This is a genomic window from Desulfofundulus thermocisternus DSM 10259 (assembly GCF_000686645.1).
Lineage (GTDB): Bacteria > Bacillota > Desulfotomaculia > Desulfotomaculales > Desulfovirgulaceae > Desulfofundulus > Desulfofundulus australicus.
The window spans coordinates 22,042-32,444 of sequence record NZ_JMLG01000025.1 but is presented as its reverse complement, the minus strand read 5'-3'; the positions used below and the strand labels follow the sequence as shown (position 1 = coordinate 32,444).

Genomic DNA, 10,403 nt, shown 5'->3' with positions numbered 1-10,403 from the left:
TCATGCTCTTTTGAGCTTGAGCTGAGCTCCCCTTTGAAATGCGAAAATTTTGCCTGCCTTGACAGGTGGAAGCAGCCGGTACAATGGATTGGAGCGAGGCGGTTCCTTACCTCCATCATGCTCCCCATCGCCGTCGCCTCGCCCGTGTATTCCTGCACCGGCTGCTGCCGGTTCCTGTCAAGGCCGAGCGAAGCGAGCCAGGCAAAATTTTCGTCTCATCAGGGGGATCAATGCTGGTTATTTTTGTTCTCCAGTGGGTCAATTTTATTTGCACATAGTGGGTCAATTCTATTGACAATCAACAGCCGGCAATTCCGAAGGTGCCGATTTTTTCCCCGTTTACCTTGATGGCCAGGTTAAAGCCCTCCTTCATGGTCCCGCCCGAGGCGGCGGCTTCCTCGCTGGTTACGCTGTACTCATCGACGGGGGAAGTGAGAATGGTCCGGGCGCCTTTATGCACCGTTCCCAAACGTGCTTCAGCCGAGTCGGCGATGATGGTCCCGGTCCGGTCGCAAACAATGGTGTGGTGACCCGTTTCCTGGTAAATGAACTCGGTAATTTGCCTGGCGACATCCAGCCGTAATTCCATTTATATCACCTCTTGAAGTAATCTTTTTTGTTGTAAACCAGCTGAAGAATAACCTTCTTAAGATTCCAGCAACCTGATGATCTGACCAATCCTAGAAAACTTTTCGGCAAAATCAGAAATTCCTTGAGGGGATTTTTAAAACGCTTCGGTTTAAAGACTCCGGTTGAACTGCCTCACCCGGTACCCGGGTGTTCGAGAGCCGAAAAAAGCGGCCCGTGACGGGCCATCTTTGGGGTTATACAAATCTGTCATTAACTTCCCTGCTTGCCGTTGACCTCCTGGGCCAGTTCCAGGATTCTGGCCAGCACCTTTTGCCTGCGGGCTTCGATGTCCTGGAAATTCATGTTCGGGATGTAGTATGCTTCCACCTCATCATGTACCTTTTTCGCCCGGTAGATAAACTCCACCGCTTCCTCCATGCAGCGCCGGTACAGCTCCCGGGCGGTATCCCTTTCAGCCTGCAGTGCCTCGCTGGTTACGGGCCGGACGCAGGTCATGGTATCTATCACCGTATCGCCGTTATGGGGCTTGTAATAATGGGGTTCCACGGAGTTGACCACCGCCAGGTCCAGCCCGGGTATCACCAGGTGCTCGATCCGGGAGGGGTCCAGGGCGCAGTGATAAGCCTCCACGTCGAACCCGCGCATGAGAGCAGCGTCCATGACCCGCCGGACCAGGGTGGTCTTGCCCGTACCATCATCACCATTGATAATATAACGTTTCTTTAAGTGACCAACGATAGTGTCCAGGTAGCTCACCGTTCCGTCGGGGGTAATGGCTGTGGCAAAAAGGTGGCGGGCTCTGGGGTTATCTGTCTGGCGCTCCCGCCCGGCAAAAATTTCATGGGTCAGATCGAGGGACAGCTTATCAAAGGCCCCCACATTGAAGGCGCCCGTTTCCCGGTAATAGCTGCGCACTTCTTCCAAAAAGATGTGGGCGGCGGCCAGGTAGCTGTAGGCCCGTTTAAAGAGCCGTCCTATTTCCTGGTTTAAGGCCAGGATTTCCTTTTTATGTGCCCGCAGGCCTTCCTCGTTCCAGTGATCCCCCAGGTGCACAATTTCATCCACCGCTCCCGGGTTTTTGGGGTCAACCACGTGCAGTGTCGTGTCTGCCGTAGAAACTATTACCCGTAGCAGCAGTTTCGAGAATGGCTACGTTTTCGGGTATAGTGTCGGGAATTTTGGCTTTGATGTCAATGCGCTTCCCGGTAACAGTAATCTCTTCAATCAAGAGATTAACCAGGCGCTTTTTCTCTTCAAGAGAAAGAGTGTCGAGAGCATCTCCGACCCGGGCAGCAAGCTCTTCTAACCGTTCCATTTCCTGCGCCGCCAGGTCGTGCCGGGAAAGTTCCCTGAAAATCCGCTCCCGGCGGCGCGACAGGTACTCCCAGCGCTCTTTTATCTCCTTCAGCCGCTGTTCCATTTCAACTTCCGGTATTAAATCTTTTTGGAACATGGTCGCTACCCGTGACCGTTCTTTGGAGGCTTGAGCCAATTCTTTTTCGATGGTGGCAAGCTCGATTTCCAAAGCTTTGGCAGTCTCGTCAGGGAAAGCGGCGTGCAGCTCTGCGCGAAGCCTTTCCGGATTTGTCAGCCAACCGGAGACTCTTTCCCAAACGATTTCTTCTAATTCCGGAGCATTAAGATATTGGGATTTACAGCGTTCCCGGCCCGGTATGCCTGGCGATTTCGCGGTGCAGACGTAATAAGCCCTCTTCTTTCCTTTTGACGTAACAAGATTCCCGTGTATAGTCGCGCCGCATTTTCCGCACCGTACAAGGCCCGAAAGAAGATAAGGGTAAGTGCTGAAGCTGCGCCAGCGCCTTCGAGAGTTCTCAAAACGCTTTTGGGCTGCCTCCCAGGTCTCTTTATCAACAATGGCGGGGACAGAAATAGGGACCCACTCTTCGCGGGGCCTTTCTTTTCGGCTTACCCTTTCTTCAGGCGGCTTATATTTATTGAACTTGACGTCCTTAGTATCATAGCGGCGGATATACAGGATGCCCGCATAAGCGCTGTTGGCTAAAATACGTTTGATCGTTTGTTTGGCCCATTGTTTGCCTTTGGGACTAGGGATGCCTATGGCATTTAATCGCCGCGCTATTTCATAAGGACTGGCGTCTTCTTCAGAAGTGAACCATTGATACATAAGTCTTATAATTTTAGCCTCTTCTTCGATAATATGAAGGGTATCTGTTTCTTTATCAAATCCATAGCCGTAAAGTCCAGGACTGTGAGTAAGTTTCCCGGTTTTTGCCTTGGCTCTTTTGCCAATTAAGGAGCGGAGCCTGGTCCTGGCCCGTTCATACTCGTCAACCGCGCTAAGTACAGTTAAGTGAAAGCGGTCTTCAGGGGTGTCGGTAAACTTGGAGTTGACAAAAATCAGCTCCGCTCCTGCTTTTTTAATCTCATCAATCAATAAAAGCTGGTGTGCCACGCTGCGTGACAAACGGCTGGTATCTAAACAAATAAACCAGCGGATGCCGCCGGCCTTAAGCTTTTCCAGTGCTGCCACCAGGGCGGGGCGCTCTAAGATTGAGCCCGAGACCCCTTCGTCTACAAATTCTGTTATTTCAGTTGCGCCTAATTCCTGGGCCTTGGCCCTGCATTCTTCCCGCTGCGCCGCAATGGAATAGCCGCGTTCGGCCTGTTCTTCGGTGGAAACCCTTAGATAAACAAGTGCAGCGCTCACGTTCCCTGTCCCTCCTTCAGCGTAACTTTACTTTGACTTGCTTGCGAGAATTTCCTGCTCTGTTCAGGAAGGCGGAACAGAAGAAAGCGAATCGCTTCCCGGTAGGCTTGTTCACGTTCATCCTGGGAGCCGCTGCGGGTTATGATCACCTCAAATTCCCGCTTTGCCATGGCCCCCCACCTCCTATTAAGGCCCGGTGGCCGGGCAAAAACCCTTCCACCTCTAAGCCTGCCGGTACCTCGAAGCAGATTCCAATTATCAAGCAAATAACTGCACTTTTTTCATTAATTCAGTTTATGCTGGAGGTGTCTATGGACGACCCGGGGAGAAATAATTACCATTTCTAAGCCTTGGGCCTTTGAGACGGAGACAATAAAAACCCCTTCACCTTGCTGGTGAAGGGTCTGGTATAAGTTTCCGCCGTCAGTTTATTTCCTAATTTCTTCCTTAATTTTTGTTCTTACCCTTTCGCTAAAGCGGAACCCATTCTGTTCCAGGCTATCGAGGATTGGGTCAATAGCAGGCAATAACCCCTTTTTTACACCAAGCGCCACAACGCCTAAGGTACCCATAATCCTTAAGCCCGAGTTTCTGGCGATACGTCGGGCTTTTTTCTCATCAACTAAAAGATAATCCGCCTTAACTTCCTTGGCTAAAACGATGGCTTCCGCTTCTCCCCGATCAAGGTCGGTTCTAAGTAAGGAAACCGCCAGAGCGTTTTGTACTTGGAGGGTCTCGATCCAGGTAGCTTCTCTGATTTCTTTCACACCGGGAAGTTCAGTTCCCTGTAATACCACTTCATTGTATACACCTTGAGGAATAATAATTCGTCCAAATACGGCATGCAGGAGGTTTACTTGCTTAATCCGGGCTAAAGCAATAAGTGGTGTTGAGTTAGAGACCACTTTCATTTTGCAAAAACCCCTTAACGGTCGCCAAGTCTTCCTCTAGCTCGTCGAGATCATAGTTGAGAGGAATGTTATGTGCGGCCAAGAAATCGAGGAATTCCTGTTTGGAAACGTTGGCCAGTTCCGCCGCCTTGCCCAGGGATAAACTCCCATCTGCGTAAAAGGTTGCCGCCAGCCTCTTCAAGGCCTCCATTTTTATCCGTTGAGCCGATTCCCGGTCTTTGATGAACAGTTCTTTTGGCAACTCGAGTTCAATCCTTATAGTTTGGTCCGGCATTTTATCGCCTCCCGGTAATACCAACTTTGGTAAAATCATACCATAAGAGATACACGTCCTCAACTTTATATTTATTATAATCCATCTGTGATATTGTCACCTCGAAAAAATCGTAACAAAATCAATTCCCGATTTACGACTCGTATGCGGTTAAGATGCTCACATACCATTTGAATGGGAAGGGCAGGGAAGGGCTTTCGTATGAGCAGTTTGCGGCGGGCTTTTCAGCGTTGAAGGATGCCCTGGATTTTCCCGTGACCACCCGGGAACTCGACAGGTACCTATGGTTGGCAGGCCAATTGAGGGCATGGAAGGGCTTATTGCCCTGGAGAAGACCTTATACTGGAATTAATTCCGAATTGCGGCGCCTCTTCGAAACCCCAGCGGGGGAAGTCCAGGAGCTTACGAGAGCTGTCCTTGGAAGGGGTGAAAATCCGTGAGAAATACTGGACGTGAAGGCCGCACTTTTCGCAGCACCGCCTCATTCGGCAAACGGCAGGAATACGTTATCATAGCTGAATTGCTCCGGCGGGGTTTTGACGTCTACCAGACGCTAGTGGACCAAGGTGGACGCCGCAAACCTTATTTAAAAACCACTACTTCGAAGGCTTGTCCGCTGTTTCTTGGATAGACACGACCCTGTGGGGGGCGGTGCCGTCCAGCAGGGCCACCCTGATGGCCGGGATAACCACCCCGTCCAGCGAGCCGTTGTCCGAAGAACAGCAGTGGAATTCCACGTCGTACCCCCGTTCCAGCATTTCTTCGCCGATTTTGCGCATAAAAGTGGATTTGCCGACGCCGGGTCCCCCTTTGATAACAAAGATGCGGGTGGCGTCGGGCTCGATGATATAATCGTAAAAGGAGTGAAATCCCCTCCAGGTGTTCCCCCCGGGGAAAACTTTTTTCAGCCTGCCTTTACTCAATATGACTACCCCCCTGCAGTGCTTTTGGGGAAATATATGCTCGCCGGCGACCAAAAATGACAATGTTCTGCTCCCGTGCCGCAGGCTGTTCCGGGCCGTATAAATTTGAGCAGGAGCCCGTGGCCATTTACGAGTCGCTGGTTTCCTGCTTTTTAGCCGTGTTATAATCTTATTCAGTGACGAAAAACTGGGGTGTGGTCCGTTTGTACAGGATCCGGGTTGTTGTTGGCGAAAGCGACAGGGATTTTCGTGCCCGGCTTAAGGAAACCCTGCGCCATGCGGGATACATGGTGATCGGGGAAACGCAGGACAGCCGGTCATTGCTGCAGCTGGTCTTTCAAACCACCCCGGAACTGGTAATCCTGGAATACCGCCTCCCCGGCAGTGAGGGCATGGATGTGGCCGGCATTATCGAGGAGCATCACGTGGCACCGGTGCTGCTGACGGCCGACCTGCACCAGTATAATGTGGCCGAGCTGGTTCGCTTGCCCGGTATTTACGGCGTACTCTCCAGGCCGCTGCAGGAAGAAATGGTGGTTCCGGCCGTTGAAACGGCCCTGGCTTCCTTTGAAAGAATTATAAGGCTGGAAAAAGAGGTAACCAGCCTGCGTAAAACCCTGGAAGAGCGCAAGCTGACGGAAAGAGCCAAGGGCCTGCTCATGGAAAGAAAAGGAATGACGGAACGGCAGGCCTATAAATACCTGCAAAAACTGAGTATGGATCGCTGCATTCCCATCTCCCGCCTGGCCCGGGAGATTATCAGGACCCTGGAGAAATAGATGATATGCTTTTTGGGGAAGCCAATTGATTGTATACAGTATTTTAATTAAGTCAACTATTGATCTCCTGCGGCATCCTGTTATAATAACACTTGTATAGGGTGTTTTCAGGGCAACGGCGTCCTGATTCAGGCCTGTGAGATTGTGCAGGGCCTGAATATAGGGCGTTTTTTTATTTGCCTGTTCCAGAACCGGGGAAGGAGGAAACACCATGCCCACCACTACCCCAGAAGATGTGCTCCAAAAAGCCCGGGAATACAATGTCAAGTTTATCCGGTTGCAGTTCACCGATATCTTCGGTGTCCTGAAAAACATAGCCATTACCGTGGAAGAGTTACCCCGGGCGTTGGAAGGCCGGGTAATGTTTGACAGTTCGGTGATCGAGGGTTTTGTCCGGAACCGCGAGTCAGACATTTACCTGCTTCCCGACCCCAGGACCTTTGTAATCTTCCCCTGGCGGCCCCGGGAAGGGGCGGTGGCCCGTTTAATTTGTGATGTGCTTACACCCCAGGGAGAGTCATACTGCGCCTGTTCCCGGGCAGCTTTGAAGCGGGTGCTGGCCAGGGCGAGGAAAATGAACCTGGAGCTCAGGGTGGGTGCGCAGATTGAGTTTTTCCTTTTCCATACCGACGCCCAGGGCAAGCCCACCGTTATCACCCATGACCAGGCCGGGTTCTGTGATCTCACACCGGTGGACCTGGGCGAGAATGCCCGCCGGGATATGGTGCTCACCCTTCAGGAGATGGGCCTGGATGTTTCTTCCTCCCATCATGAATTTGCCCCGGGGCAGCATGAAATTTTTCTGAAAGAAAGTGACGCTTTAACCGTGGCCGACAGCATTGCCACCTTCAAGTTTGTGGTGCGTACCATTGCCCAGCGCCACGGCCTGCATGCATCTTTCATGCCCCGGCCCCTGGCCTCCTGTAACGGCTCGGGGATGCATTTACACCAGTCCCTCTGGCGGGATGGCGAGAATGCCTTCTATGACCCTGCGGGGCAGTACCGGCTCAGCGAGCTGGCCTGCCGGTATATAGCCGGGTTGATTGCCCACGCGGGAGCGCTGACGGCCATTACCAATCCCCTGGTTAACAGTTACAAGCGTCTTGTACCCACCGATCTGGCTCCCGTGCTGGCTGCCTGGTCTGAAGAAAACCGCAGTACTATGATCCGGGTACCCGCCCAGCGCGGGGAAGGCACCCAGGTGGTTTTGCGCAGCCCCGATCCCACCGCCAATCCTTACCTGGCTCTGGCCGCTTCCCTGGCTGCCGGGCTGGATGGCATTGAAAAGGGGCTGACACCCGGGGCGCCCCTGTCGGAAAATAACCTGCCGGTTAAAGAACTGGTCCGCCACATCGGTCTGCCCCGTCACCTGGCGGAGGCCCTGCAGGCCCTGGCGGGCGATGCGGTGATCCAGGAGGCCCTGGGAAAAGAAATAACTGCCCGCTTCCTGGAGGCCAAGGAGGACGAGTGGGAGCGCTATCACGCCCAGGTGCACCAGTGGGAGCTGGATGAGTATTTGACCAACTTCTAAATGCCATTCTTCTCAAGGAGCCTATCCGGGGTATTCCCGGTAGAAAGATAGATGAGGAGGGGGGATGGTTTGTAGATTAATGGCAACAGATTAACTGGACAGAGAAAAACGGCAAGGTAAAAAAAACCGGCTCGTTGCTAAGCATCAAGCCGGAACTAGAGAAAACATTTTACAAAGAACCATTACCTTAATTTTACCGTGTTTTTCAGGAGGATGGAACAATGAGTTTTAGTAAAGGTGTTAATGCCACTGCAGCTACCCTGACCCGGTTGCGCACTGGTGAGAGCTATTGTCCCTTTAGCGGGATGTGTGTTACCTGTTTGGACGGCTGCCCCGGCCTTTGTGAAATAGGTAAATCTTCCGTGCGGGGCAAGGAAGTACTTTATCCCCAACCCTTTGGCAAAACCACTTCCGCTTCCCAGAAGGATTACCCGGTGGATTATTCCCACTTCAACATTCTGGGTACCGCCGTGGGCGCCCACGGTATTGAAGCTGATCCCGACAAGGCCATTTTCCCGGCAGTCAGCCTGGAAACTGCTGTAGGAGCCAACGCCGATTTAAAACTGAACCTGCCCATTGTAATTGCTGCCATGGGATCCACCAATGTGGCAGCCAATAACTGGGACCACCTGGCCGCCGGGGCAGCCATCTCCGGGGTAGGTATTGTAATCGGGGAAAACGTGTGCGCCATGGACCCCAATGCCGAGATTAAGGACGGGCGCGTGGTTCATTCACCCAACCTGGCCCGGCGGGTGAAGGACTTCCAGGAGTGGTACAACGGCAGGGGGTTTATTGCCGTACAGGCCAATGTTGAAGATACCAAACTGGGGGTCCAGGAGTACGCCATTGAGAAGCTGGGCGTAGAGGCTGTGGAACTTAAGTGGGGCCAGGGGGCCAAGGACATCGGCGGCGAGGTTAAGCTGGACAGCCTGGAGCGGGCGCTGCAGCTGAAGAGCCGCGGCTACATTGTGCTGCCCGATCCCACGGACCCCAAAGTACAGGCGGCCTACCGGGCCGGTGCTTTCAGCGAGTTTGAGCGCCATTCGCGCATTGGCATGGTGGAATACGAGTCCTTTATGGCCCGGGTGGAAGAACTGCGCAAGGCCGGGGCAAAGTACGTCTTCTTGAAGACCGGCGCCTACCGTCCGGCCGACCTGGCCCGGGCAGTCAAATACGCTTCGGACGCCAGGATCGACCTGCTTACCGTTGACGGTGCCGGCGGCGGTACCGGTATGAGCCCGTGGCGGATGATGAATGAGTGGGGTGTACCCACCCTCTACCTGCAGGCTTTGCTGGTCAAGTACCTGGATAAACTGGCGGCCAGGGGTGCCTATGTCCCGCCGGTGGCCATGGCCGGAGGCTTCACCCTGGAGGATCACCTGTTCAAGGGGCTGGCCATCGGCGCTCCCTACGTGAAGGTCATCGGCATGGCCCGCTCGCCGCTGACGGCGGCCATGGTGGGCAAGACCGTGGGCGAAGCCGTAAAATCCGGCAAGGTGCCCAATGAGTACAAGAAATACGGGGAAACCCTGGAGCAGGTCTTCATTGCTGCCAGCGAGTTGAAGGAAAAACTGGGTGCCGAAGCTTTTGAGAAACTGCCCGTGGGAGCCATCGGCGTTTACACCTACTTTGAGCGGCTGGCCCAGGGCCTGCGGCAGTTCATGTGCGGCGCCCGCAAGTTTGCCCTGTCCTACATCACCCGGGACGATGTGGCCGCCCTGACCAGGGAAGCCGCTGAAATTACCGGCATCAGGTACATTATGGATGTGGATGCCGAAGAGGTGGAGAAAATTTTAGGTTAGCATAAAAAAAGTGTTGCTAAGGACCGGGGCAAGGATTATAATAAAGGCATGCTAAAGAATTATTTTGTGGGTACAATGATGTGCCCGGCTATGAACAGGCAATGACGCCCTCGACAGGCCATGCGGCCTTGAAGAGGGCATTTTTCTTCCCGGGAAGGTGGTATTTTTCCCAGTAGTCCGGCAACGCCCGGCGGATTGGTTACCAGGAACAATTTGGGAGGAAAATCTCCATGGCGGAACAGAGGATAGTGCTGGTAGATAGCGATGCCACCTGGAGAAAGTCCATTAAAGCCGTGCTCACCAAGCTGGGATACTGGGTCGTGGGTGAGGCAGCGGATGGTCTTTCGGGCCTCAAGCTGGTGCGCAGCCGGCAGCCGGATCTGCTGATCATCGAGGCCGGGGTGCCGGGCATGGACGGGCTGGAAGTGGCACGCATTCTCCATGAGGATAAGTTGGCCCCAGTGGTCGTGCTGGTTAACTCCATGAGTCCCGGCCTTTTAGACAAAGCCAAAGAGGCGCGGGTATCGGCCCTCCTGACCAAGCCGGTGGATGAAAGTACCCTGTTGTCCGCCGTGGAACTGGCCCTGGCCAACTACCAGGAAATCATCAGGCTGGAAAGCCAGGTCCAGGAATTGAAGGAAGCCCTGGAAACCCGTAAATTAGTAGAAAAAGCCAAGGGAATCCTGATGGAGACACTGGGACTCACGGAAGCCGAGGCATTCCGGCGCATGCAAAAAAGCAGCATGGACAAACGCATTTCCATGCGTCAGGTTGCCGAAGCCATCATCCTGGCCCACAACTTAAAAAGTTAAGGTATAATGACGTACCGAAAAATGGGCAAAGGCGCCCTGTGGGGAATTAAGTATGAACTATTCCCCTGGGGCGCCTTTCCATTTTGAAAAA

10 protein-coding genes and 1 pseudogene are annotated in these 10,403 nt (G+C 53.3%); 4 read left to right on the top strand and 7 right to left on the bottom strand.

Translation table 11 applies throughout. The features are described 5' to 3' along the window. Positions 1-298 precede the first annotated feature (298 nt). The 7 genes and pseudogenes from BR83_RS0112260 to BR83_RS0112225 all read right to left on the bottom strand — a co-directional run. Complete coding sequence (locus BR83_RS0112260) at positions 299-589, bottom strand: sugar diacid recognition domain-containing protein (protein WP_027357320.1); 291 nt, start codon at positions 587-589, stop codon at positions 299-301. Between the two features lie 251 nt (positions 590-840). Continuing rightward, complete coding sequence (locus BR83_RS15900) at positions 841-1,683, bottom strand: hypothetical protein (RefSeq protein ID WP_242839672.1); 843 nt, start codon at positions 1,681-1,683, stop codon at positions 841-843. Continuing rightward, positions 1,676-3,280, bottom strand: coding sequence for a recombinase family protein (locus BR83_RS0112250; RefSeq protein WP_027357319.1), 1,605 nt, complete (start codon positions 3,278-3,280; stop codon positions 1,676-1,678). Before BR83_RS0112250 ends, BR83_RS15900 begins: the two co-directional genes overlap by 8 nt. Further along, on the bottom strand, positions 3,277-3,450 hold the full coding sequence (locus BR83_RS17330; RefSeq protein ID WP_169736940.1) for a hypothetical protein: 174 nt from the start codon (positions 3,448-3,450) through the stop codon (positions 3,277-3,279). Before BR83_RS17330 ends, BR83_RS0112250 begins: the two co-directional genes overlap by 4 nt. Positions 3,451-3,708: 258 nt before the next feature. Continuing rightward, complete coding sequence (locus tag BR83_RS0112240; RefSeq protein WP_027357318.1) at positions 3,709-4,191, bottom strand: PIN domain-containing protein; 483 nt, start codon at positions 4,189-4,191, stop codon at positions 3,709-3,711. Continuing rightward, positions 4,175-4,465, bottom strand: coding sequence for a UPF0175 family protein (locus tag BR83_RS0112235; protein WP_027357317.1), 291 nt, complete (start codon positions 4,463-4,465; stop codon positions 4,175-4,177). The genes BR83_RS0112240 and BR83_RS0112235 overlap by 17 nt, the downstream gene beginning before the upstream one ends. 635 nt (positions 4,466-5,100) lie before the next feature. After that, positions 5,101-5,388 (bottom strand): annotated as a pseudogene (locus tag BR83_RS0112225) (P-loop domain-containing protein); the annotation flags it as partial. Between the two features lie 203 nt (positions 5,389-5,591). Between BR83_RS0112225 and BR83_RS0112215 the strand changes: the two are divergent. From BR83_RS0112215 to BR83_RS0112200, 4 genes are all read left to right on the top strand, one after another. Beyond that, on the top strand, positions 5,592-6,167 hold the full coding sequence (locus tag BR83_RS0112215) for an ANTAR domain-containing response regulator (RefSeq protein WP_027357315.1): 576 nt from the start codon (positions 5,592-5,594) through the stop codon (positions 6,165-6,167). A 211-nt stretch (positions 6,168-6,378) separates the two neighbouring features. Next, positions 6,379-7,698 (top strand): type I glutamate--ammonia ligase, encoded by a 1,320-nt coding sequence (glnA, locus tag BR83_RS0112210; protein ID WP_027357314.1) that lies wholly within the window; start codon positions 6,379-6,381, stop codon positions 7,696-7,698. A 221-nt stretch (positions 7,699-7,919) separates the two neighbouring features. Next, positions 7,920-9,500: an FMN-binding glutamate synthase family protein gene (locus tag BR83_RS0112205; protein WP_027357313.1), complete on the top strand. Its 1,581-nt coding sequence runs from the start codon at positions 7,920-7,922 to the stop codon at positions 9,498-9,500. A gap of 230 nt (positions 9,501-9,730) precedes the next feature. Continuing rightward, a complete protein-coding gene (locus BR83_RS0112200) occupies positions 9,731-10,312 on the top strand; it encodes an ANTAR domain-containing response regulator (RefSeq protein ID WP_027357312.1) in 582 nt (193 codons plus the stop codon). The last annotated feature ends 91 nt before the right edge of the window (positions 10,313-10,403 follow it).